The 23,263-nt window shown below is 69.6% G+C and carries 16 protein-coding genes; 7 read left to right on the top strand and 9 right to left on the bottom strand.

What is annotated here, in order from left to right; all coding sequences use genetic code 11:
- Positions 1-221: 221 nt before the first annotated feature.
- The 3 genes from ABD912_RS13685 (at position 222) to ABD912_RS13675 (ending at position 3,924) form a co-directional block, all read left to right on the top strand.
- Complete coding sequence (locus ABD912_RS13685) at positions 222-641, top strand: hypothetical protein (protein WP_345151532.1); 420 nt, start codon at positions 222-224, stop codon at positions 639-641.
- 94 nt (positions 642-735) lie between these two features.
- On the top strand, positions 736-1,125 hold the full coding sequence (locus ABD912_RS13680) for an SHOCT domain-containing protein (RefSeq protein WP_345151531.1): 390 nt from the start codon (positions 736-738) through the stop codon (positions 1,123-1,125).
- Positions 1,126-1,284: 159 nt separating this feature from the next.
- Complete coding sequence (locus ABD912_RS13675) at positions 1,285-3,924, top strand: LuxR C-terminal-related transcriptional regulator (RefSeq protein WP_345151529.1); 2,640 nt, start codon at positions 1,285-1,287, stop codon at positions 3,922-3,924.
- A 286-nt stretch (positions 3,925-4,210) separates the two neighbouring features.
- Here the strand turns inward: ABD912_RS13675 and ABD912_RS13670 are convergent, their stop codons facing one another.
- Positions 4,211-5,041 carry a class II glutamine amidotransferase gene (locus ABD912_RS13670; RefSeq protein WP_345151528.1) on the bottom strand — a complete coding sequence of 277 codons (831 nt, stop codon included), beginning with the start codon at positions 5,039-5,041 and terminating at the stop codon, positions 4,211-4,213.
- Positions 5,042-5,248: 207 nt separating this feature from the next.
- On the opposite strand from ABD912_RS13670, the gene glgX reads away from it, so the two are divergent.
- Genes glgX through treZ form a run of 3 tightly spaced genes read left to right on the top strand, consistent with a single transcriptional unit; the run spans position 5,249 to position 11,637 of the window.
- Entirely contained in the window at positions 5,249-7,438 is a 2,190-nt protein-coding gene (gene glgX, locus ABD912_RS13665; protein WP_345151527.1) for a glycogen debranching protein GlgX, read from the top strand.
- Between the two features lie 31 nt (positions 7,439-7,469).
- Complete coding sequence (gene treY, locus ABD912_RS13660) at positions 7,470-9,851, top strand: malto-oligosyltrehalose synthase (protein WP_345151524.1); 2,382 nt, start codon at positions 7,470-7,472, stop codon at positions 9,849-9,851.
- A gap of 1 nt (position 9,852) precedes the next feature.
- Positions 9,853-11,637 carry a malto-oligosyltrehalose trehalohydrolase gene (treZ, locus tag ABD912_RS13655; protein ID WP_345151522.1) on the top strand — a complete coding sequence of 595 codons (1,785 nt, stop codon included), beginning with the start codon at positions 9,853-9,855 and terminating at the stop codon, positions 11,635-11,637.
- 83 nt (positions 11,638-11,720) lie between these two features.
- Here treZ and ABD912_RS13650 read toward each other — a convergent pair whose 3' ends face one another.
- From ABD912_RS13650 to ABD912_RS13640, 3 genes are all read right to left on the bottom strand, one after another.
- Positions 11,721-12,146 carry a nuclear transport factor 2 family protein gene (locus ABD912_RS13650; protein ID WP_345151521.1) on the bottom strand — a complete coding sequence of 142 codons (426 nt, stop codon included), beginning with the start codon at positions 12,144-12,146 and terminating at the stop codon, positions 11,721-11,723.
- 136 nt (positions 12,147-12,282) lie between these two features.
- Complete coding sequence (locus ABD912_RS13645; protein ID WP_345151979.1) at positions 12,283-12,675, bottom strand: nuclear transport factor 2 family protein; 393 nt, start codon at positions 12,673-12,675, stop codon at positions 12,283-12,285.
- A gap of 129 nt (positions 12,676-12,804) precedes the next feature.
- Complete coding sequence (locus ABD912_RS13640; protein ID WP_345151519.1) at positions 12,805-13,707, bottom strand: SDR family oxidoreductase; 903 nt, start codon at positions 13,705-13,707, stop codon at positions 12,805-12,807.
- A 189-nt stretch (positions 13,708-13,896) separates the two neighbouring features.
- Here ABD912_RS13640 and ABD912_RS13635 point away from each other — a divergent pair, with 189 nt between their 5' ends.
- A complete protein-coding gene (locus ABD912_RS13635; RefSeq protein ID WP_345151518.1) occupies positions 13,897-14,139 on the top strand; it encodes a hypothetical protein in 243 nt (80 codons plus the stop codon).
- Positions 14,140-14,195: 56 nt separating this feature from the next.
- Here the strand turns inward: ABD912_RS13635 and ABD912_RS13630 are convergent, their stop codons facing one another.
- The 5 genes from ABD912_RS13630 to ABD912_RS13610 form a co-directional block, all read right to left on the bottom strand.
- Positions 14,196-16,349 (bottom strand): amylo-alpha-1,6-glucosidase, encoded by a 2,154-nt coding sequence (locus ABD912_RS13630; protein WP_345151517.1) that lies wholly within the window; start codon positions 16,347-16,349, stop codon positions 14,196-14,198.
- Positions 16,350-16,446: 97 nt separating this feature from the next.
- Entirely contained in the window at positions 16,447-16,761 is a 315-nt protein-coding gene (locus ABD912_RS13625; protein WP_345151515.1) for a hypothetical protein, read from the bottom strand.
- Positions 16,762-16,786: 25 nt separating this feature from the next.
- Positions 16,787-17,980: a zinc metalloprotease gene (locus ABD912_RS13620; protein ID WP_345151514.1), complete on the bottom strand. Its 1,194-nt coding sequence runs from the start codon at positions 17,978-17,980 to the stop codon at positions 16,787-16,789.
- A gap of 13 nt (positions 17,981-17,993) precedes the next feature.
- Positions 17,994-19,763, bottom strand: coding sequence for a M20/M25/M40 family metallo-hydrolase (locus ABD912_RS13615; RefSeq protein ID WP_345151513.1), 1,770 nt, complete (start codon positions 19,761-19,763; stop codon positions 17,994-17,996).
- Between the two features lie 104 nt (positions 19,764-19,867).
- On the bottom strand, positions 19,868-23,236 hold the full coding sequence (locus ABD912_RS13610) for a caspase family protein (RefSeq protein ID WP_345151512.1): 3,369 nt from the start codon (positions 23,234-23,236) through the stop codon (positions 19,868-19,870).
- Between the last annotated feature and the right edge of the window lie 27 nt (positions 23,237-23,263).

The following is a 23,263-nucleotide window of genomic DNA, read 5'->3' as shown; positions in this document are numbered from 1 at the left end:
ACCGAGCCGCACGGCCTTCGCACGGCGCCGAACGGGGCGAGCGTACCCACGCAGGGGGCACCGCAACAAGGCCGGTGCGGCCGGTGGGGGCACGTTGGGGCCGATTTCATCCGCAAAGGATGATGTGGCCCTCCCGGGCCCGCCGAAGCATGTAGTTACCAGCCAATGGTGACGCCCGAGCCGCCGAGAGCCGGCGGGTTGTGCACGACGAGGAGCCTCCGATGCCGAAAATACGCCCGTTCATTGCGGGATCGCTGGCGTTCGGGGCGGCAGCCGCCCTGATCGCGGGTTGCGGCAGTCCCAGCCCGCAAGAGAACGTGTCCCAAGCGTGCACCGCCTCCGAAGCCTTCGGCGCCGCGCTGAAGACCTTCCAGGACACCCTGACCACGGACGCCACCGTCGAAGAGATCCAGGCCGCCCGGGAGGGCGTGCGGGGCACCTACGCGACCCTGGTCAACGAGGTCGGGGACGTCGCCCGCGACCGGATGGCCGAAGTGGAAACCGCCACGAACGAACTGAACGCCGCCGTCGACGCGGTCCCCAGCGACGCCGCGTTGTCGGACGCTTTGGGATCGCTGAAGAACGAGGCAACCGACGTTGTGAACGCACGCAACGACCTCGACAACGCACTCAAGTGCTAGCCCTCCAACCCCCGGCATGTCGGTGTGTCCGACCCCGACCGGTGCAAATTCACTCGCAGCAGGTTTACCCGCATTCAAGAGTTAGGAAGGGATCATGAGTATTTGGGAAGACTTTTGGGACATTGTCTGGTGGTTCATCTGGGTGTTCGCGTTCGTCGCGTACCTGTACGCACTGTTCGCCATTATCAGCGACCTGTTTCGGGACCACACCCTCAACGGGTGGCTGAAGGCCCTGTGGCTGATTTTCCTGGTCTTCGTCCCCTTCCTCACGGCCCTGATCTACCTGATCGCCCGCGGACGCGGCATGGCCGAGCGCTCGGCCAAGGAGATGAAGGCCTACCAGGCCTCGACCGAGGCCTACATCCGGGACGTGGCCGGAGCGAGCCCCAGCGAGGAGATCGGCAAGGCGAAGGCCCTTCTGGACTCCGGAGCCATCACTGCCGAAGACTTCGAGAAGATCAAGAACAAGGCCCTGGCGGCCTGACCGCGCCCCAGCCGAGCCGGACGGGGGGTCCGGTGGGCATGGGGCCCAGCCGGCAGTGGGGTGGCCGTCGCCCAGGCATTCTTCGGGCGACGGCCACCCCACTGCCGCGTGGAGGCTGCGACCTTGTTCGCCGTCTGGCCTGCACCTAGCATGTGGCTCGTGAAGGAAAATTCAGCCTCCGGCTGGTTGTCCGGAACGGAATTGAACGTGCCTCCGTCCGCGGGCACCGTTGGCGCCTTGGCGCGGCCGCGCCTCGACGCCGCCTTCGCCGCGGCCACCGGCTCCCACCGGATCACCGTGGTGGATGCGCCCGCCGGATACGGAAAAACCACGGCGCTGGCCGGCTGGGTCCGCCGCAGCGGCGTGCCGTACGCCTGGCTGGCGGTGGATCGGTTCGATGCCGGCCCGGCCCGGCTATTCCGCCGCGTCGTTGCCTCGCTGCAAGCCGCGGCCGAACGGCTCCCCCTCCCCGACCGCACGTCGCTGCTGGCGCTCGAGCACGACCTCGACCCCGATCCGGCCCGCTCGTACGATCGGGTGCTCGAAACCTTGGGGAACCTCACCGAACCGGTGGTGCTGGTCCTCGACGACCTGCACCTGCCCGGACGGAAAGTGGGCACGGGGATCCTGGGCGTGCTCGCGGTTTCGGGACCGTCCTCCTTGCGGCTGGTGTTCTCCTCCCGCGGCGTCCCTCCCCTTCCGGTGGAACGGATCAGGCACGGGAAGGGCGTCTCGGACCTCCGCATGCCCGACCTGGCTTTCACGCGGGACGAGGCCCGTCAACTGGCCGCCTCGCTCGGCCCGACGGCCACGGGCGACGTCGACGCCCTGTGGAACGAGGCCGCCGGCTGGCCGGTCGCCCTTCACCGGAGCCTCGAGGCGACGGCGCGGATCAGCGGCCCGGGCGCGCGGGCAGCCCCGGACCCGCCGCCTGGCACCGCGTTGACCGGCTATGTTGCCGAGGAGGTGCTCGACCAGTTGCCGCATGCACTGGCGGACTTCGTGCTCCGGGCCACGATCACCGACAGGATCAGCCGCCGGCTCGCCGTCGAATTGTCCGCCAAGCCCGGCGGTGGCCACATGCTCCACGACTGCCTGCGCCGCTCCCTATTCATCGAGGAAAGGGAAGGCCCCGGAGGCGAATCCGCCTACCGGTGGCACCCCCTGTTTGCCTCACAGTGCCGCCACATTCTGGAGGAGCGGGATCCGCTTCTGCATGAATCCCTCCACCGCATCGCCGCCCGGCACCACCAGGACACCGACGTGGTGGCCTGCGTGGCGCACGCGCTGCGGGGCCGGGACCCGTTGCGGGCCGTGGCCGCGCTCGGGGCGCATTGGCTGGAATTCGTCCTCCGCGACGATACGGAGGCCCTCGAGGGGTTGTGCCTGGAACTGCCGTACCCGTGGAGCGACGATGCGGAAATCCTCGCGGTCCGATCGGCCTGCCGCAGCCTCGCCGGCGACGCCGCCTCCGCGGCCGATCTCCTCCGCCGGGCCCAGTCCAGGGCCCACGCCCTGGATGCCGAACGCCACAAACGGTTCCACACCAGTCACGGGCTCTTCGAACTGTTCGTCGGCGAGCGCAGGCCCGATCTGCGTACGGCGGCCGACGCCGGCCGGCGGCTCCTGGATGCCGATTCCGAGGGCATGTGGGCCCTCCAGGCGGCGGGTGTGTTCCTGCTGGGCCAAGCCGAAGTCCGCCTCCAGCGGGACGGCGCGGGAGCCATCCACCTGTTGCGGACGGCGGCGGCGGCCGGCGCGGCCAACCGGCTGGAGGCGGTCGAGGTGTGTTCCTCCGCTGAGCTCGCCCTGGGACTCGCCGTGGCCGGCGACCTCGTGGCGGCGCAGGAGGCTGCCACGCATGCCCTGGAACGGGCCACCATCGTGGGGTGGCAGTCCCAGGGACAGTTGGCCCCGGCGTGGCTTGCCCAAGGCATCGCCGGCTACTGGAGGAACGACGCCGAAGAGGCCGCCGTCCACCTGAGCCGGGGCATCCGCGCCGGCCACGGGGCATTTCCCCTCGGGGCGCTGCTTCGCCTGTACCGGGTGTTGGCCGACTGCACCATTAACGACCCGACCCGTCTCGCCGAGGCCCACGCGGACCTGGAGGCCACGGAAGACTGGGAGGCCCACGGGTTGCCGGGGACCGAACTGCACACCGTCGCGGCGGCCAAGGTTGCCGAGGCCATGGGCGACCTGGACCGGGCGTTGGGCCTGGTCCGGCCGCTGGTCAATGGCGGGACGTCGCCGTTGGTCACCATGCTCGTAACGGAGCTGCTCCGCCGTGGCGGAGAGGGCGCGGCGGCACGGCGCGGCGCCCAGTCCCTGGCCGCCACCCGGGGCACCCCGTACATCGACACCGGCCTGGCGCTGACCGAAGCCCTCCTGGCCGACGCGGCAGGCGACTCGGCCACGGCGCATGAACGGGTGGAGCACGCGGCCGCCGTCGCGGAGCGGCAATCCATCCTGCGTCCGTTCATCGAACGCAGCGCCGACCTCGAAGACCTGCTCACCCGGCACCTGGCGTGGGGCACCGCGCACGAGTCCTTCATTGCCGCACGCACGGCACAACACGGGCACGACCACACCCACCGGCCGCCGTCGTACTGGGCGCTCACGGAACGGGAGCTGGAAGTCCTCACGTACATGCGCTCGATGATGACGGCCGCTGACATCGCCAAGGGCCTGTTCGTGTCCGTGAACACGGTCAAGACGCACCAGCGCTCGATCTACCGCAAGCTCGGCGTCGCCAGCCGGCGCGAGGCCCTGCGCATCGCCGTCGAACGCGGCTTGACGTAGCCGGAGGAGTTTCGCCCAGCCGAAGGAGGCACCGTGTCCGGCCCGCAGCCCCCACGGAGCCGTTCAACGGGAAACCTCCCCTGCCGCTGGCGATGACACTGCCCCACACCCTGCTTCCGATCATCACCTTCTGGGCGGTGATCGGCGGCCTGGGGAGGTTCGGGATCGCCATACTCGCCGGCCTGCTCACCTCGTTCCGCATGATGCGGCTCCCGGCCCCGCAGCCTGCCGGCACGGGCGAAGGGGGTCGGTCCTGGGCTGAGCCCGAGCCGGCGCTAGCCGGGGATCAGCCCGGCGCGGGGACGAACGGGAAGAGGTCCGCCTCCCCGCCCTGCACCACCACGCAGGTGGACTCCGGGATCTCCTGCCACGCCCCCTGCAGGTCGCCCAGCGGCTCGGACACCACGATCCGCGTGTCGTCGGAAAGCCCATGGAGCATCGGGTTGTCCGGGTACTGGACCCTGAGGGTGGCGACGTCGGTGTTGTGGAAGAGCGTGCGGGAGTGGCCCTCGCTCGAGTAGCGGAACGCCCAGGTGGCCTCCCCGTTGGTGGTCGCCACCGTCATCTGCAGCGGGTGCTCGATGCCGTGGCGGCGGCCGGTCCCTTCGATGAGTTCGACGGCGGTGGCCACCGCCGCGCGCGGGTCCTGTTGCAGCCCGAAGGTCAGCGCCAGGTAGAAGAACAGTTCGGAGTCCGTCGATCCCTCGATGAGGGGAAACAGCGCCGGATCGACGGCAAGCGCCAGGTCGCGCTTCACTGTCGGGAAATTGGCGATGAGCCCGTTGTGCATCCACAGCCACCGGCCGTAGCGGAAAGGGTGGCAGTTGGTTTGCTGGACCGCGGTGCCGGTGGTGGCCCGAATGTGGGCGAAGACCCGCTCGGCGGAGGCGTGGGACGAGAGTTCGCGCAGGTTGCGGTCGTGCCAGGCGGGTTCGGTGCTGTAGTACACCCCGGGAATCGGGTCGTTCCCGTACCAGCCAACGCCGAAGCCGTCCCCGTTGGTGGTCTCGACGCCCAGCCGCGAGTGTTTGCTCTGCATCACGAGCGAGTTGACCGGCTTGTACAGGAGATCGTCCAACCCCACCCGTGAACCGGAATATGCGAGCCAGCGACACATGGCATCCTCCTTGTCGTCTGGATGCCATGGGACCACGGACCGCCGCCGCGCGGATCATCCCCCGGGGATGATTCGGCCGGCCAGGCAGGGGTGGCGTGTCGCGTTTTGCCCAACGCCGCCGCCTTGCCGCTAGTGTGGTTCACACAACAAGGGCCCGCCAGGGCGGCATCATGCACGACCGACAGCGCAATGGTTTGGAGAGAGTTCATGGAAGTTTGGCCCGGAGACGCCTATCCCTTGGGGGCGACCTACGACGGCACCGGCACCAACTTCGCCTTGTACAGCGAAGTCGCCGAAGCCGTTCAGTTGTGCCTGTTCGACGACGCGGGCACCGAGACCCGGATCGACCTGAAAGAGGTCGACGGGTACGTCTGGCACTGCTACCTGCCCCAGATCATCCCCGGACAGCGCTACGGCTACCGCGTCCACGGCCCGTACGATCTGGCCCAAGGGCTGCGCTGCAATCCCAACAAGCTGCTGCTGGACCCCTACGCCAAGGCCGTGGAGGGACAGGTCGACTGGGACCAGGCCCTGTTCGGCTACAACTTCGGCGACGAGGACTCCCGCAACGACGACGACTCCGCGCCGCACATGATGCTCGGCGTCGTCGTCAGTCCCTTCTTCGACTGGGCCGGGGACCGCAAGCCGCGCACCCCCTACCACCAGTCGGTCATCTACGAGGCCCACGTCAAGGGCCTGACCGAACTGCACCCCGAGATCCCCGAGGAGCAGCGCGGCACCTACGCCGGCGTCGCCCACCCGGCCGTGATCGCGCACCTGCAGAAGCTCGGCGTGACGGCGATCGAACTGATGCCCGTGCACCAGTTCGTCAACGACTCCACCCTGCAGGACAAGGGGCTCTCCAACTACTGGGGATACAACACGATCGGCTTCTTCGCCCCGCAGAACACCTACTGCTCCACGGGCGACCAGGGCCAGCAGGTCCAGGAATTCAAGGCGATGGTGCGCACGCTGCACCTGGCCGGCATCGAGGTCATCCTCGACGTCGTGTACAACCACACGGCCGAGGGAAACCACCTGGGCCCCACGCTGTCCTTCCGCGGCATCGACAACGCGTCCTACTACCGGCTGACGGATGAGGACAAGAAGTACTACATGGACTACACCGGCACCGGGAACTCGCTGAACGTGCGCAGCCCGCACTCGCTGCAGCTGCTCATGGACTCCCTGCGCTACTGGGTCATGGACATGCACGTGGACGGGTTCCGCTTCGACCTGGCCTCCACGCTGGCCCGCGAGTTCTACGACGTCGACAAGCTCTCCACCTTCTTCGAACTCATCCAGCAGGATCCGGTGGTCTCCCAGGTCAAGCTCATCGCCGAGCCGTGGGACATCGGACCCGGCGGCTACCAGGTGGGCAACTTCCCGCCCCAGTGGACCGAATGGAACGGCAAGTACCGGGACACGGTGCGCGACTTCTGGCGTGGGGTGCCCTCCACCCTGGGCGAGTTCGCCTCCCGCATCACCGGTTCGGCGGACCTCTACGAGCAGTCCGGCCGGCGCCCGGTGGCATCCATCAACTTCGTCACCGCCCACGACGGCTTCACCCTGCGCGACCTGGTCTCCTACAACGAGAAGCACAACGACGCCAACGGCGAGGACAACAACGACGGCGAGTCCCACAACCGCTCCTGGAACTGCGGGGCGGAAGGTCCCACGGACGATCCGGAAGTCCAGGCGCTGCGGGCCCGCCAGCAGCGGAACTTCATCGCCACGCTGCTGCTCTCCCAGGGCGTGCCGATGATCGCCCACGGCGACGAGCTGGGCCGATCCCAGAAGGGCAACAACAACACCTACGCCCACGACTCGGAGCTGAGCTGGATCCACTGGGACGAGGCCGACCAGCCGCTGCTGGAGTTCACCGCCGCGGTCAACAAGCTGCGGGCCGAGCATCCCACCTTCCGCCGCCGCAGGTTCTTCGACGGACGGCCCGTCAAGCACCCCGACGGCGCCAAGCTCCCTGACATCGTCTGGCTCGGGGCCGACGGGAAGGCCATGAAGCCCGACGACTGGGACGCGGACGTGGCCCTGTCGATCGGCGTCTTCCTCAACGGCCAGGGCATCGGCGGAACCGATTCCCGCGGCCAGCGCGTCACCGACCTGAACTTCCTGCTGTTCTTCAACCCCCACCACGAGGACGTCGATTTCAAGCTCCCCACCCGCAAATACGGGGCCAAGTGGGAGCAGGTCATCGACACGGCCGGCACCTACGCGGACTCGCCGCCGGTGGCGGCGGACAGCACGCTCACCGTGCGCGGCCGCTCGATGGTCGTGCTGCGGGCCGAGAACCCGGAAGAGGAACCGGCGCCGGACCACTCCGTCGCAGCGTCCCTCGCGGCGCTTGCGGGAGCGAAGACGCGCGAAACGATGGTCTGACCCGCGCACGCCGCGGGCCGGGGCTGCTGGAATGGAAACAACCGAATCGGGGGATCGAATGCACACGCACGGCAAGACACCGGCCTCGACATACCGGCTGCAGATCAGGCCGTCCTTCACGCTGGACGACGCCGCCGGCCTGGTTCCCTACCTGCGGGATCTGGGCGTGGACTGGCTCTACCTCTCCCCGATCCTTACCGCGGAAAAGGGATCGGACCACGGCTACGACGTCGTTGATCCCGCCACGGTGGACCCGGACCGGGGCGGCCGCGAGGGACTCGTCCGGCTCGCCGCCGCGGCCCACGGCGCGGGCATGGGCCTGCTCGTGGACATCGTGCCCAACCACATGGGGGTCGCCACGCCTCGGGCAAACGGCTGGTGGTGGTCGCTGCTGCGCGAGGGCCGCGGCTCGCGCTACGCCGAGGCCTTCGACGTGGACTGGGACGCGGGAGGCGGCAGGCTGCGCCTGCCCGTTCTCGGCGACGGGGATGACGAAGAGGCCGCGCTGCGGCTGGTGCAGGACGACGCCGGCGGGTTCGAGCTGCACTACTACGACCACGCCTTCCCTGTCGCCCCGGGCACCGCGGCGGCGGGCGACGAGCCCGCCGGCGTCCATGCCCGGCAGCACTACGAGCTGGTGAACTGGCGCCGGGCCGACGCGGAACTGAACTACCGCCGTTTCTTCGGCGTCAACTCGCTGGCCGGGGTGCGCGTGGAGGTGGACTGGGTCTTCGACGAGACCCACGCGCAGATCAAGTCCTGGTTCGACGACGGGCTGGTGGACGGGCTGCGGATCGACCACCCCGACGGCCTCGCGGACCCCGTGGGCTACCTGCGCCGGCTGCATGAACTCACCGGCGGCGCCTACGTGCTCGTGGAGAAGATCCTTGAGCCCGGGGAGAAGCTTCCGCCCGACTGGGACTGCGCGGGAACCACGGGCTACGACGCCCTCGCGGACGTGGACCGGCTGTTCGTGGACCCCGACGGACGCGAGGCGCTCAGCGACGTGGTGCCCGGCGACGTGGTCGCCGGCCCCGCACCGTACCGGCAGATGATCCACGACACCAAGCGCGCCATCGCCGATGGGCTGCTGCACTCCGAGGTCCAGCGGCTCACCCGCCTGGTCCCCGCGGACGCCGGACTGGACCGGTCCGCCGCCGCCGACGCCCTCGCCGAGATCCTCAGTTGCTTCCCCGTCTACCGCAGCTACCTTCCGCACGGACGGGAATACCTGGAGCAGGCCGTGATCGCCGCCCGCGTGCACCGCCCCGACCTCTCCGAGGCGATCACGGTGCTGCACCCGCTGCTGGGGCCGGAGGACGGCGGACCCGCGACCGAACTGGCCGTCCGCTTCCAGCAAACCAGCGGCATGGTCATGGCCAAGGGCGTCGAAGACACCGCCTTCTACCGCTACACGCGGCTGACCTCCCTGAACGAGGTCGGCGCCGACCCTTCCGAGTTCGCGGTGGAACCGTTCGAGCTGCACACCCGCTTCGCCGTGCGCCAGCTCGAGTTCCCCGAGGCAATGACCACCCTGTCCACCCACGACACCAAGCGCTCGGAGGACACCCGCGCGCGCATCAGCGTGCTCAGCGAGGCCGCCGACGCGTGGGCCGAGTTCCTGCCGCGGTTCGAAAGCAAGGTCCCGATCGATGACCTCCCGTTCGCCGACCTGCTCTGGCAGGCCGCGATCGGCGCCTGGCCGCTCAGCCGGGAGCGCTCCCACGCCTACGCCGAGAAGGCAGCCCGCGAGGCCGGCAACAGCACCTGCTGGGCCGATCCGAACACCGAGTTCGAAGCGGGCATGCACGCCGCGATCGACCAGGCCTTCGACGATCCGGCGGTCAACGAGGCGGTCGCCGAGATGGCCGCCCGCCTCACTCCGGCCGGCCGCTCCAATTCGCTGGCCGCCAAGCTGGTCCAGCTGACGATGCCCGGAGTTCCGGACGTCTACCAGGGCACCGAGTTCTGGGACTACTCGCTCGTGGACCCGGACAACCGGCGCCCGGTGGACTTCGCGGCCCGCGCCGCGGCGCTGGCCGAGCTGGACGCCGGCTCCGCGCCGCCGCCGGTTGACGCGGACGGGCGGGCGAAGCTGCTGCTGGTCAGCAGGGCCCTGCGGCTGCGGCGCGACCGCCCCGAGCTGTTCACGGGCTACGAGGCCATCGCGGTGGAGGGGCCCGCCGCACAGCACCTCTTCGGCTTCGACCGGGGCGGGGCCCTCAGCCTGGTGACCCGGCTGCCGCTGCGCCTGCAAGACGGCGGGGGCTGGCAGGACACCGCCGCCCTGCTCGCCCCCGGGTCCTACCGGGACGTGGTCACCGGCCGGCTGCTGCGCAGCGACGGACGGCTGGCCGCCGAGGAGATCTTCGCCGTCTACCCGGCGGCACTGCTGGTCAGGGAGGATGCCTAGCATGGACATTCCCGGCAGGGACACCCGCTTCGATGTCTGGGCCCCGCGCGCCCGCACGGTGCAGCTGGCCGTCGGCGGCGGCCGCCTGCCGATGGAGGAACGCGGCGGAGGGTGGTGGCGGCCCGCCGCCACGGTCCCCGCCGGCCAGATCCCGGTCGGCGAAGCCGACTACGGCTACCTGCTCGACGGCGACGGGACGCCGCTGCCGGACCCGCGCTCGCGCCGCCAGCCGGACGGCGTCCACGGCCTCTCGCGCACCTTCGATCCGTCCGCGCACCGGTGGCAGGACGCCGGATGGGTGTCCCCCGGCCTGGCCGGCGGGGCGATCTATGAGCTGCACGTGGGCACCTTCACCCCGGAGGGGACGCTCGACGCCGCCGCGGCCCGGCTGGGCCACCTCGCGGACCTGGGCGTGCAGCACGTCGAACTGCTGCCGGTGAACGGCTTCAACGGCGTGCACAACTGGGGCTACGACGGCGTGCTCTGGTACACCGTCCACGAGGCCTACGGCGGCCCCGCCGCCTACCAGCGCTTCGTCGACGCGGCCCACCGGCACGGCCTGGGCGTGGTGCAGGACGTCGTCTACAACCATCTGGGCCCCAGCGGCAACTACCTGCCGCGCTTCGGCCCGTACCTCGTGGAGGGCAACGCCAACACCTGGGGCGACGCGCTCAACCTCGACAAGGAGGGATCGGACGAGGTCCGCGCCTACATCGTCGAGAACGCCCTGATGTGGATGCGGGACTACCACGTGGACGGTCTGCGGCTGGACGCCGTCCACGCCTTCCGCGACGAACGCGCGGTGCACCTGCTGGAGGAACTCGCCGCCGCGACCGACGAGCTGTCGGCGAGCACCGGCCGGCCGCTGTTCCTGGTCGCCGAGTCGGACCTGAACAACGACCGGCTGATCCATCCGCGCGACGTCAACGGCCACGGCCTGGCCGGCCAGTGGAGCGACGACTTCCACCACGCGGTGCACTCCAACCTCACCGGCGAGGATGGCGGCTACTACGCGGACTTCGCCTCCGTGGGGGCCCTCGCCAAGGTGCTGCGGGACGGGTTCTTCCACGACGGCAGCTACTCCTCGTTCCGGGGCCGCCACCACGGCCGGCCGGTGAACCACGCCCGCGTCGAACCCCGCCAGCTGGTGGTCTGCACGCAGAACCACGACCAGATCGGCAACCGCGCGGCCGGGGACCGGGTCACCGCCGCCCTGGGCTTCGACCAGCTCGTCCAGGCCGCCGTGCTGAACCTGACCTCGCCGTTCACCCCCATGCTCTTCATGGGCGAGGAGTTCGCCGCCTCGACGCCGTGGGCGTTCTTCACCTCCCATCCCGAGCCCGAGCTGGGCAAGGCCACCGCGGAGGGCCGGCTGCTGGAGTTCGAGCGGATGGGCTGGGACCCGGCCCAGGTGCCGGACCCCCAGGATCCGCAGACGTTCCAACGCTCCAAACTGGACTGGAGGGAGGCCGGGCGCGGCGACCACGCCCGGATGCTCGAGGTCTACCGGCGGCTCCTTGGGCTCCGCGCCGCGGAACCGGACCTCGCCGCGACCCGCTGGCCGGACGCCGTCGAACACGGCGAGGAGGAGCGGTGGCTCTCCTTCCGCCGCGGCTCGCTGGCCGTCCTGTTGAACCTCTCCAGGGACGAGCGGAAGGTCCCGCTGGGCGGCACCGCCGACGAGGTGCTCTTCGGCACCGACGGGGTCAACCACCCCGGACCGGACGGCACGGAACTGGCGCTGCCCCCGGCCGGTGCCGCCATCGTCCGCCTCGGCCGCGACTGAAGGAAGCCCGACCGAGGGAAATGGGCCGAAGCGGGGTCCCGGCCGGCGGCCGGGACCCCGCCGCGCATCAGGCCGGGAAAGGCTCAGGCCCAGAAATCGTCCGACCGGGCGGAATCCTCGGAGAACTCGCGGCCCTCGACGATCTTCCCGTCGTGCAGGACGAACACGATGGCCGTGGCCATGTCCAGGGTCTTGCCGTCGCTTTCGGCATGGGTCTGATGGATCCCCACGGTGTGGTGTTCCCCGCCGAGGACGTCCCGGACGGTCGCCCGAAAGGACCCCTGGGACTGCTCCCCCAGTTCGGCGAAGTAGGCCAGGACTTCATCGCGTCCCAGCTTCGTCCCGGACAGCGCGCCGCTTCCGACGGCATGCCACACCACGTTCTCCGCGAACAGGTCGCGCAGCGCGGACAGGTCGCCCGCGTTGAAGGCCTTATACCCCCGCCGGACCACTTCGGCGTTTTCCGCAGCTCCCATGGTGCGCACCCTTCCGTCGTCCTTGTCGGTCATGCTGGGATAACTTAAGGCTATTCCCGGCCCCAGGGCGTGTCGATGGGACAGCCTCGGCGCGTGGCACGTGGGGAATGGGCGGTCGGAACCGTCGCCGGGGCCGGTCGGAAAATCCGTGGCCCCAGGCCGCGAGGGCTCAGGCCCAGAATTCGTCCGATTTGGCGGGGTCCTCGAAGAACTCCCGGCCCTCGACGACCACGCCGTCCCGCAGGACGAACACGATGACCGTGGCCATGTCCAGGGTCTTGCCGTTGTTTTCGGCGCGGGTCTGCTGGATCCCCACCGTATGGCTGTCCCCGCCGACGACGTCCTGGACGGTCGCCTGGAAGGACCCTTGGGAGCGCGCTCCCAGCTCGCCGAAGTAGGCCATGACCGCGTCGCGCCCCTGCTTCGTCCCGGACAGCGGGCCGTTGCCGGCGGCGTACCAGACCGCGTCCTCCGCGAACAGCTCGCCAAGCGTTGCCAGATCTCCCGCGTTGAAGGCCTCGTACCCCCGCCGGACCACTTCCGCGTTCTCCGCAGCTCCCATGTCGGACACCTCTTCCGTCATCCTTGTCGGTCATGCTTGGACGGTTCAAGGCTATTCCCGGCTCCGGGACGTGTCGATGGGACATCCCCCGGCATTCGGGACCGCGTTCCGGCGGCTCGGCCCGGTGCCCTAGAACACCGGCAGCCCGCCCGTGACCCCCAGGACGGTGCCGCTGACGTAGCTGGCCTCGTCGGGCGAGGCCAGGAAGACGTAGGCGCCGGCGAGTTCGGCGGGCTGGCCGATGCGGCCCAACGGCGTGTCGCGGCCCATCTTCGCCACCGCCTCGGGTTCCTTGGTCGCCGGCTGCAGGGGCGTCCACACCGGTCCGGGGGCCACCGCGTTCACCCGGATGCCCTCGGGCCCCAGCTCGGCGGCGAGGTTCGCGGTCACGTTGTTCAGGGCGGCCTTGGTCGCGGCATAGTCGACCATGGTGACGGAGGGCTGGTAGGCCTGCAACGACGTCGTATTGATGATGCAGTCCCCCCGGCCGAGGTGCGGCAGCGCGGCTCGCGTGGTCCACAGCGTGCCGTAGAGATTGGTGCGCACCGCCCGCTCGAGGTCCTCGGTGCGCAGCCCCTTCAGCCCGGCCTCGCCGCGCGCCCAGTGGTAGCCGGCGTTGTTGACCAGGATGTTCAGCCCGCCCAGCCCCTCCACCGCCCGCTCCACGATGCGTCCGCAGGTCTCCTCGTCGCGCAGGTCGCCGGGGACCAGCACGGCGGTGCGCCCGGCCTCTTCGATCCAGCGTGCGGTGTCGCGGGCATCCTGCTCCTCTTCGGGCAGGTAGTTGAGGGCGACGTCGGCGCCTTCGCGCGCGTAGGCGATCGCCACGGCCCGGCCGATCCCGGAATCCCCTCCGGTCACCAGGGCCTTGAGCCCCGTCAGGCGGCCGCGTCCGGTCCAGGTTTCCTCGCCGTGGTCCGGCACCGGGTCCATGGGCCCGGTCAGGCCCGGCGGCTCCTGCTGCTGGGGGCGCATCCCGCCGTCCTCGGCGGGGAGCCGGGCGGCGCGGCGGGCAACGTCGGACTCTGGCATGGTGCGGCCTTTCCGTGGTCGGGCAGTGCTCGTGTCCCCACCCTACGGAAGCCTGCCGCGCCTGTCAGTTAGCCCGGGTCTCCGCAAAGGGACCTCGGGCGCACTGCCCCGACCCCGCCGGTGCGGCGTAGGGTGGGGCCTGTAGGTCTGGACCGTTTGAACTGCTTGACCACCATTCGAGGAGGAGCCATGACGGACAACCACGGTGCCGGCGACACTCGGGACTTCGAAGATAGGGACTTCGAGGACCCCCTGGCCGACCCCGACGAGGAGGGCGTGGTCCCCGGCGAAGCCCCGCACCAGGACCGGGAGGGCGAGATTCCGGTGGCCGGCAGCGAGGCCCTCGCCGAACGGATCGAGGAAGAGGCCGACGGCGACCGCAATGGGGACGGCGAGCCGGACGGCCCGCAGAACGTCCCCTTCCCCGGGTAGCCGCGCCACGCGCAGGGGGTCTGCGGTTCCGGCCCGCCTCTTCAGCGCTTGGCCTCTCAGCGTTTCGGGGTGAGCCTGACCAGCTCCAGAAGGTCCTCCAACGGCGGCCGGGGACTCCGGTGAAGGACGATGCCCGGCGGAAGCCCGCTGATGGACGCCCGGGGTCCGGAAACATCCAGGATGAGCCGGGTGGTGCCCAGCGGCAGGTTTTCGGTGTGGAGGTCTCCCCACTCCTCGGGCAGGTGGGGGTCCACCCAGACGCCGCCGCGGGGGACATCGGCACCGTAGCTCAACAGGCTCCGGACGATCATCACCGGGGCGGCCGAGGCCCAGGCCTGCGGGGAACAGGACGTCGGATAGGGCACCGGTGCGGGGTACTCGGAGCGGGTGAATCCGCAGAACAGTTCCGGCAGCCGGTTGTCGGTGATCTCGGCGGCCTCCATCAGCGCCACGGCGAGCCGCTGGGCCTCCTTGACGAAGCCGTAGCGCATCAGCCCGGCCACGATCAGGGCGTTGTCGTGCGGCCAGACCGAGCCGTTGTGGTAGCTGACCGGGTTGTAGGCGCCCATGTCGGTCGCCAGCGTGCGCACTCCCCAGCCGGAGAACATCTCCGGGGACATCAGCCGCCTGACAACCGAGGCAGCCTTGTCCCGGTCGACGATCCCTGACCACAGGCAGTGCCCCATGTTGGAGGCGCAGGCGTCCACGGGCCGCTTGTCCCTGTCCAGGGCGATCGCGTAGTAGCCGCGCTCGGGCAGCCAGAAGCGCCGGTTGAATTCCTCCTTCAGCCGGACCGCGCGGTCCCGCAGCTCGGCCGCCAAGGCGAGGTCGCCGGCGTCGTACGCCATCCAGGCGCGGGCGATGTAGGCGCTGTAGACGTAGCCCTGGACCTCGCACAGCGCGATCGGGGCCTCGGCGAGCCGGCCGTCGGCGAAGTTGATGCCGTCCCAGGAATCCTTCCAGCCCTGGTTGACCAGCCCCTGGTCGTTGAGCCGCTCGTACTCGACGAAGCCGTCACCGTCCCGGTCGCCGTAGTCGCGGATCCACTCCAGGGCCCGGTCGGCATTCGGCACCAGGGCCTCGACGGCGTCCGCCGCCACGCCCCAGCGGCCGACCTCGCCCAGCAGGGTCACGAACAGCGGGGTCGCATCGGCGGTGCCGTAGTAGGCCGACTTGCCGCCCAACGCCAGGCCCGTGCCCACCCCGAGCCGGACCTCGTGCAGGATCCGCCCGGGCTGTTCCTCCGTGAGCGGGTCCACCACCTTGCCCTGCCGGCTGGCCAGCGTCTGCAGGGTGCCCAGCGCCAGGGACGGGTTGATGGGGACCAGCATGCAGGAGGCCAGCAGCGAGTCCCGGCCGAAGAGCGCCATGAACCAGGGCGCCCCGGCGGCCACCACCGTCCGGTCCGGATTCTCCGGATCCACGATCCGCAGCGCTCCCATGTCATCATGGCTGCGCTCGATGGTCCGCGTGACCGAGGAACTGCCGAGGCGGGTCGCCGTGATGGAGGCGGTCCAGGCCTGCTGCCGCCGGTCCTGCGGCGTGACGGTGTCCGGTGAATACTCCACGGGAGGCGCCGCCGGCCGGCCGTCCAGCAAGGGCGTAACGGTCACCTGCACGGTCCACTCGCCGTGCGCGGGGATCATGCCGCGGAACAGCAGGCCCTCGGGGCCGACGTCGGCTTCCGGGGCGCGGACGACGACGCCCTTCCGCACGCCCTGCCAGCGGCCCTCGATGGAGACCTCCCCGCGGCCGGAGCGCCGTGCCTGCTCCCACTGCCGGCGGGCACGTCCGTCCTTGACTTCGAACAGGTCGGCGAAATCGGCGTCCACGGACAGCGCGACCACGCACCGCGCCGGCTCGAGGGCGTAGTTGCGGACCGTGATTTCCTCAAGGATCCCGGCGCCGATCAGCCGGCGCCGTTCCACGGTCAGCGGGCTGTCCGCCCGGCCGTCCGCGCGCGCGGCCCTGCCCACGAAGATGCCTTGGTAGGGGGCACGGTTCCAGCCTGCCAGCGGTTCCAGCGGCTTGCCATTGATGGTCAGGCGCCAGTCGGAGACGATCCTGGTGTCCTGGAAGAACACCCCGTGCGGATGGTGGGGAACGATGTCCCCGCTCTGCTGCGAGATGCAGAAGGACGAACCTTCCACCAGCGTTACGGCACCGGCGCCCATGGGACCGGCCGCGTTGTCGGCATTCCATCCGGCCATCGCTGGCTCCCTTGAAGTTCAAGCATCCTTCAGCTTGAAATCTACGCCCCTGCCCGGACCCGCGCCACCATGTTCGTCATCCGCCGCCCGCCGGCGGCTACTTCTCAACGACAAGCTTGTCGGGGGTCCACGAGTGGACCTTCCGGGTAACCGGACCGCCCCCGGGCCCGGGGATCCCGATCCGCGCCTGCCCATTTCCCAGGTCCTCCCACCGGCCCGGAACCGCCTGCCCACGGTCGTCCGGGCCGCTGCCGTGCCAGATGCAGGTACCGTCCGCCCGCAACTCCATGGCGTCCCGCCAGCGGGAGGGCGGGAAGGCGTAGGCGCGGGGGCGGAAAACCATCGTCGAGCCGGTGTCTTCCTCGTGGGAATGCAGCCAGATGCCGAGGAGTTCCGCCGGGGGCCCGCTCACGGCTCGCCCGACCCGGCGCGGGCCGTCATTGCCTGTCCGCCGCTTTGGCCGGCTCGCCGTTCAGCGCGGCGCGGATGCCGTCCAGGAGCGACGTCAACTGCCGGTAGTCCTCGCGGAGCCGTTCGACTTCGTCTCGAAGCGCCTGCAGTTCGCCGTCTCCCGCCTGTCCCGCAGCAGCCGGGGCCGCCTGCGGCGCGGCTTCGGGCCTGGGCGGGACGGCCACTGGAGTCTCCGCCCCGGTGGCGGACAGGGCGAAAACCGGCGCGGTCAGCAAGGAGGCCCGGGCACCCTCCAGACACGCGGCCATCCGCCGCGACTGGCCGGGGGTGAACATGAACATGGCGTCGTCGTCGGTGTAGTCCATGTAATTCATGAACATGTTCCCGTCGGGTCCGTTGTTGCAGCTGAACTGCGGGAACGTCGGCTTGCCGAAGGTGGGGTCGGCCTGGTTGGGCGTGTCGGAGACCAGGTCGCTTCCGCTGCAGGATCCGCGGTCGTCGCCCCAGATGTGCCGCAGGTCCAGCCAGTGGCCCACCTCGTGCGTCGCGGTGCGGCCGAGGTCGAAGGGGGCTTGGGCCGATCCCTCCGTGCCGAAGCACCAGTTCGCGATGACGACGCCGTCGGTGCTGGGAGGGCCGCCGGGGAATTGCGCATATCCGAGGATCGAACGCCCGATCGAGTCCCTGAGGTCGCCGCACACCCAGACGTTGAGGTAGTCGTCGCTGGGCCACGGGTCCGCGCCGCCCGTCGCACTCGACTTGACGTCGTCCCGGTCGGTGCTGAAGGACGGCTTCGTCGATTCGGTTCGGGTGATCCCCTCGGTGGAATTGCCGTCCGGGTCCTGGGACGCCAGCCGGAACTCGATGTTGCAATCGGCCACCCGGTCCTTCCACACGGCCGGCACCTTCGACGCGTCGGCGTTGCCGGCCCGGAAATCCTGGTTGAGGACCTCGAGCTGGCTATGGATCTGCGCCTCGCTGACGTTTTGGGAGGGCTCGTCCGGATGGTGCACCACGTGGACGACCACCGGAATGGTAACCAGGCCGGTCCGCGCCAGGCCGCGCGCCTGGCTCTCATACGCCATGGCCCGGTTCTCGATCAGGGCGCGGCGTTCCTGGTAGGTGATGCTCTCGGTCATCAGCCGGCGGTGCACATCCATGGTTCCGCACAGTTCACGGGTGCGCGGGTTCGTGAGGTCCGGCAGCGGGGTCTCGGTCATCGTAGGTTCTCCTTCACATGGTCGGTCCAGCAATACGGATGTCTCCATCCAGGGCCCGCGCAACGAACAATCCGTTCATCCGCAGGATCTCCAGTGCGAGGTCGATGTCGAGGGTGTCGAGCGTGTCCCGTGCGGTGTGGACGCGGTCGTTCGCCGAGTCGGCTCCCTCGATCGTCAACACGGCCGGGATGCCCAGGTCGATGAAGGGCACGTGGTCGCTGTTGAAAGGGTTGAGGCTGGTCTGGATGGCCAGGGAGGTATGCGTTTGGGCAATGTCGGCGAGCGCGTCGATCACGGCCTGCGAGACGTCGGCGCCCTCAAGCAGCACTGTCGCGGTGCCGGTGTTCAGGCAGGCGATCATGTCCATGTTGATGACGGCGCTGATGCGTGCGCGTTCGGCCGCGGCGAGCCCGCTGACGTAATGGCGGCTGCCGAACAGTCCCTGCTCCTCCCCGCCGAACAGGATGAGCCGCAGGTCGTGCCTTGCCGGCCGGCCGGCGAGCGCCCGGCCGATGGCCAGGACGCCGGCGCTGCCCGACGCGTTGTCGTCGGCACCCGGCGCGGCCGCCGTCGTTCCCTGGAGGTTGACCGAATCCAAGTGCGCGGTGACCAGCACGAGTTCCCGCTCATCGCCCTCCCCCGGGCGGTCTCCGATGAGGTTGCGGGTCGTCCGCCCGCCCACCGCCACGTCTTGGATGTGGGTTGCGTAGCCGAGGCCGGCCAACCGGCCTTGCGCCCACTCAAGGGCGTCGAGGAACTCGGCACTGGTCGAGTGCCGAGTTCGCAGGCGGGCCAGTGTGCCGAGGTCTTCCTCATACGCCGCGCGGGACACCTGGTCGGCCAGGACACCAACCTCCTCCACCGGGGTGGCCGCGTCCCTTGGACGGGCGGCCCGCTGATCGAACACCACCGTGTCGGCGGGAAGGGGGCGGACGGCGTAACAGGACGCGTGGGATCCGGCGACGAGCGAGGACGTATCGGGGTCGACATCGACCACCAGGTAGCGGCCCTTGTCCACGATCACCGCAACGTCGGGATGGTCCTCCTGGAAGAGGCGGCCAAGCTGGGTGACCAGATGCAGGCGCCGCTCCGAACCGAACAGCCGCGCGGCCCCCGCCGTCCTGCCCTCAGCGAGGAATTCTCCTGCCCGGGCAGCGGGGGTTCGCACCACGAGGACGTCGCCGAGCCTGGTCCACCTCGCCTCCGTGGCTACCACCCGGTTCATGACCGTGTCGGGCGCATCCGAGGGGATGTCCAGGACAACCGTCTCCACCGGTTCGTCGTCCTCGTCCTCGACGAACGCCTGCACCAGCGGAACGAGTTCGGGCAGCGTTTCCACCTCGCCGTCCGGCTGGCCCGGCCCGCGCACGTGCACGGCTGCCAGCCCAAGGCGGCGGGCGGCCAGCACGTGGCTCCGGTTCTCGGTAATGAACAGGACGTCGCCGAGGTCCAGCGCGGGGCTGAACTTCGAGGCCGCAGCCCGGAAGATCGCCTCGTCGGGCTTGAACACGCCGACCTCCGTAGACAAGGTGACCCGCTCCGCGACGGGCTCGAAGAACGCTCGGATGCCGAGGTCGTCAAGCAGCCGGTAGTACTGCTGCTGGATGATGGGCACGTCCGACGGCGTTCCGGGCATGTCGAAATCCGACATCAGACCCAACAGTGCGGCCGGTTGGCCTCCGTTGCTGAGTGAATCGATGGCTTGGAGCGTGTCCAGTGCCCCGGGCAGGAGGACACCCTCGCTTTCCAGCGTGTTGCCGAGGTCGAACAAAACGAGTTTCACAACCGACTCTCCCTCTGTCGCCGCCCACCGCAACGGCAAGACCCCTGTAGGCCTGCCTTCGCACCGAGTCTCCATCACTAGCGTTATCTGCGCATTACTGCCCTCTATGCGAGGAGCTCGGCCAGCTTGGCAAGGCTCGCGTCGGTATCGAAGAAGCTGATGTGGTCGCACGCGAGCACATGGACGGCCGGGGCCGGGTTCCGGGAGGGCGGCAGCGCCTGGGCGCTCGTGACTGACACCGCAAGGTCATTGGGCTTCCGGAAGAACACGACATCGACCAACTCGTCGGCCATGCGCTGCGGTGAAAGCCGCTGGAGCAAGCGTGCGAGCTTTCCGTCCGCCTGGACGACATCGATCAGTGACCGGTCCCCGACGATGACGTGGTACCGCGTCGCGGGATCGGGGGCATCTGCCAACTTCTTCAGGAAGGGCGAGCCCTGCTGCATCTGGTCGAGCGCGGTGTCGACCTTTTCGAGGGTGCCGAGTATGGCCGCCAATGCCGTAAGGGGCCAGACCGTTGCAGTCAGGCTGTTCACGGCGAGTGCGAGGGCCACGGTGGCCCACTGCTGCACCGTTGGCCATGGCGAACCGCCGTTCGGCGTGCCCAGGGTCACGAGGCGGTCCACGCCGGCTCCTCCATCGCACTCGATCATGTGCCGTGCCACGAGCCCACCCATCGAATGGGCCACGATGTCGAACCGCTTGCCGTGGCCTGAAGACAGGCCGACGTCGGCAAGCATGGACCTGAGCGAGGCCGCATTTTCCTCGATGGGCGTATCGAGGTTCTCGTAGTCAAAGGTCAGGATGACGTCGTAGCGGGGGCCGATGGGTGCCGCGACGCCACTGAGCAGGGAACTCCTCGCCATTCCCCCGGTGTCGCCAATGATCCCGTGCACGTAGAGCAACACGGATTCGGCCCGGCCCACCGCCTGCCGGATGGCCCCTGATTCCCCCTCGAATGTCACTTCGCCGTCCGCGGCCACTGACGCCATGCGGAGCAGCGGGTAGGCGGGCGGCAAGCCCAAGGCCTTGCCGATCAGCTTGCGGAAGAGGATCCGGATGGAACCAGTCAGGCTGCGTTGGGAGGCCACGGGATCGCACAGGCGCTCCACGACGATCTCGGTGCCGGTCCCGGACCGGCGCGCATAGCCGAGGGGAACGTAGAATTCCCCGTCCCAAGCGAACGGCAGGACATGCTCATCCTGGTCCAGTGACCGGTCCAGGCGCAGCACAAGCGGATGCTCCCTGGTGACCACGCCGGCATCGTCATGCGGATCCAAGGTGACGAGGATGGCGTCCGCCTCAGGCTCGCCTCCACGGGTAGCGACCAGGCCGAACGGCATCACCCCCTCGCCCTGCAGTGCTTCGGGAACGGGTGCCGCGGCCAGATCCCTGGTGGCATCCGGCGCGGCCGTCAGTTGCACGGTCGCGCGCAGGCTCGGGTGCGGGGCCAAGGTGACGCCCGGGGCCACCTGGACGTCCTTGTCCGAGGCGCAGGACACGCCGGCACGGGGACGGACCGCCACCACTTGGATGTCACGCGTATACCAGTCCGCGGTGGCCTCCCCCTCCTCCAGCGGCCGGATGAGGCGGGTACCGACCCGCGTCAGCATACGGTCGAGGCTGGACCGAGGGCCTCGGCCGCGCACGGCGGCACGAGGACCGGCGGAGACTTCCAGGTCCCCTTGCTGAAGGCTTCGCGGGTCGAACGCCTCCGTGCTGACTATCAGTTTCAGCACATCAGTCACCTCGATCAGGCCTTGCTGCCATAGGCTTTCCGGCACCTCCGCCGCCAGATTGATGGGCACCGCATGGCCCGGTTCCAGCTGCTGCGAACCGGCGGGAAGGGCGTTCGTGTAGATGCCGTACGTGTCGGTGAGGTCAAGGAGGGCGACCCAGAGGGTTCGTTGGGACGTGTTCGTCAGGGTGACGGTGAACTTTTGCGGCCGCTGCCCTTTGTCCGCGTCCTTGACGTAGACGAAGCGGTGCAGTCCCTGCACCTCCGCCGCAGGGGCCTCCCCCGGATCGGCCTCAGCGTCGACCGACACCGTTACGGCGTCGTGCGGGAGTTCGGTGGCGCTGTTGCGCAACCCGACCACGCGCGTCCAGGCCGCGACGTGCTCCAGGATGCCGACGGCGTCAGCCGCCTCCGCCGTCCTGGGACACAGGGTCCGCTCGCTGCCGCGCCGAGCGACGGCATAGCCGGATGCGTCGCAACTCACCACGACCTGGGGCTCCTGGGCCGGCCAGGCCTCGGCGACCAACCGCGGTCCCCTCTCGTCGCGCGAGGCCAATGCGTCCCGAAGCTCGGGTGCGCCGTCCCCGCCGTCGATCCGGATCAGCAGCGGCGGCAACGGGCTTGCCGTCACGGTTCCCCGATACGCCAGGGAGGGATCGAGGTCACCGGAGGACACGGATATGGTCGCCTCGCCGGCCCGGACAGCGGTGACGGAGGCCGTGGCTACGGACGTGTCGTCCATGTCGCGGATATCGAGCCAGGTCACTTCATCCCCAACAGGGGCTTCTATGCCATGCATCCGCCCGCCGTCGATGGTCCATCCCATCCCGGTGTGGCTGACGACGAAGTAGGGCGGGAGCGCCGCGACGGCACCGCCCAGGAAGGGCCGGTCGAAGTCTTCTGGAGTCGAGGTTTCAAGTTGCGGGCTCTGGGCGCGTACCGCTTGGTGGACGTTCGCGCTGACCTGCCGGTGGATCTCGCGGTAGGTCGGCGCTCCGCCGGATGTGGACAGCACCGTTTCGAGTGCTGCTGATAGTGCGCCCCGGTCGCGTCCGTTGTGGACCACTTCCTTCGCCGTCTCGTTGGAGCGGCAGCCTGACAGGAGCACGTGGTTGGCCTGCGGCAAGGCCCAGCCGCTGTCCCCCAGCGGTGCCCGATCCGCATCCGGCGTGCGTGCAAAGGAATCGACGTGGGAGGGATCGAAAAGGAAGCTGGACAGCGGCCGCTGCCGCCGGTCGGCGGGGGCGCGGCGTCCCGCTGTTCCGTCCTCCAGGGTTGCTCGGGTGCCGCTGCCCGAATGGCAGCAGTCGAGGACGATGAGCACATGCGGTCCCTTGGCGGCAACCTCCGCGATCAGGGCCGCCAACTCCTTGTCCGCGAGGTCCCACTGCCCCGCCAGCCTGCTGTCGTACAGGACCAGGGTCTCGTCCAGATGGTCCGGCTCCAGGTGCCACCATTCCTGGGGCGCAGGCTCCTGGGAACCATGTCCGCTGTAATAGAAGAGCGCAACGTCGTCCTTCTTGGCCTGGGCCAGGTGCTCGCGGAACCCCGCGAGCACCGCGGCACGTGTGGCCTGTCCGTCAAGCAGGGCGCGGACATGGAGGGTGTCCTCCGATGCCCGGGTAGCCAGCAATTCACCAAACGCGTCGATGTCATTGCGGCATCCCCGGAGTGCAGGGACAGGCGACTGGTAGGCGTCGATGCCTACCAGCAGGGCGTAGATGTTGCTTGGCATGGGTCCTCCTCGGTGACGGGGTTCCTG

The organism is Arthrobacter ginkgonis (assembly GCF_039540195.1).
Taxonomy (GTDB): Bacteria; Actinomycetota; Actinomycetes; order Actinomycetales; family Micrococcaceae; genus Zafaria; species Zafaria ginkgonis.
This window is presented reverse-complemented; position numbering and strand designations above follow the sequence as displayed.

Coding starts and splice junctions, on each gene's coding strand:
- ABD912_RS13685 (WP_345151532.1), top strand. CDS start 222: ATGCCGAAAATACGCCCGTTCATTGCGGGATCGCTGGCGTTCGGGGCG.
- ABD912_RS13680 (WP_345151531.1), top strand. CDS start 736: ATGAGTATTTGGGAAGACTTTTGGGACATTGTCTGGTGGTTCATCTGG.
- ABD912_RS13670 (WP_345151528.1), bottom strand. CDS start 5,041: ATGTGTCGCTGGCTCGCATATTCCGGTTCACGGGTGGGGTTGGACGAT.
- glgX (WP_345151527.1), top strand. CDS start 5,249: ATGGAAGTTTGGCCCGGAGACGCCTATCCCTTGGGGGCGACCTACGAC.
- treY (WP_345151524.1), top strand. CDS start 7,470: ATGGAAACAACCGAATCGGGGGATCGAATGCACACGCACGGCAAGACA.
- treZ (WP_345151522.1), top strand. CDS start 9,853: ATGGACATTCCCGGCAGGGACACCCGCTTCGATGTCTGGGCCCCGCGC.
- ABD912_RS13650 (WP_345151521.1), bottom strand. CDS start 12,146: ATGACCGACAAGGACGACGGAAGGGTGCGCACCATGGGAGCTGCGGAA.
- ABD912_RS13645 (WP_345151979.1), bottom strand. CDS start 12,675: ATGGGAGCTGCGGAGAACGCGGAAGTGGTCCGGCGGGGGTACGAGGCC.
- ABD912_RS13640 (WP_345151519.1), bottom strand. CDS start 13,707: ATGCCAGAGTCCGACGTTGCCCGCCGCGCCGCCCGGCTCCCCGCCGAG.
- ABD912_RS13635 (WP_345151518.1), top strand. CDS start 13,897: ATGACGGACAACCACGGTGCCGGCGACACTCGGGACTTCGAAGATAGG.
- ABD912_RS13630 (WP_345151517.1), bottom strand. CDS start 16,349: ATGGCCGGATGGAATGCCGACAACGCGGCCGGTCCCATGGGCGCCGGT.
- ABD912_RS13620 (WP_345151514.1), bottom strand. CDS start 17,980: ATGACCGAGACCCCGCTGCCGGACCTCACGAACCCGCGCACCCGTGAA.
- ABD912_RS13610 (WP_345151512.1), bottom strand. CDS start 23,236: ATGCCAAGCAACATCTACGCCCTGCTGGTAGGCATCGACGCCTACCAG.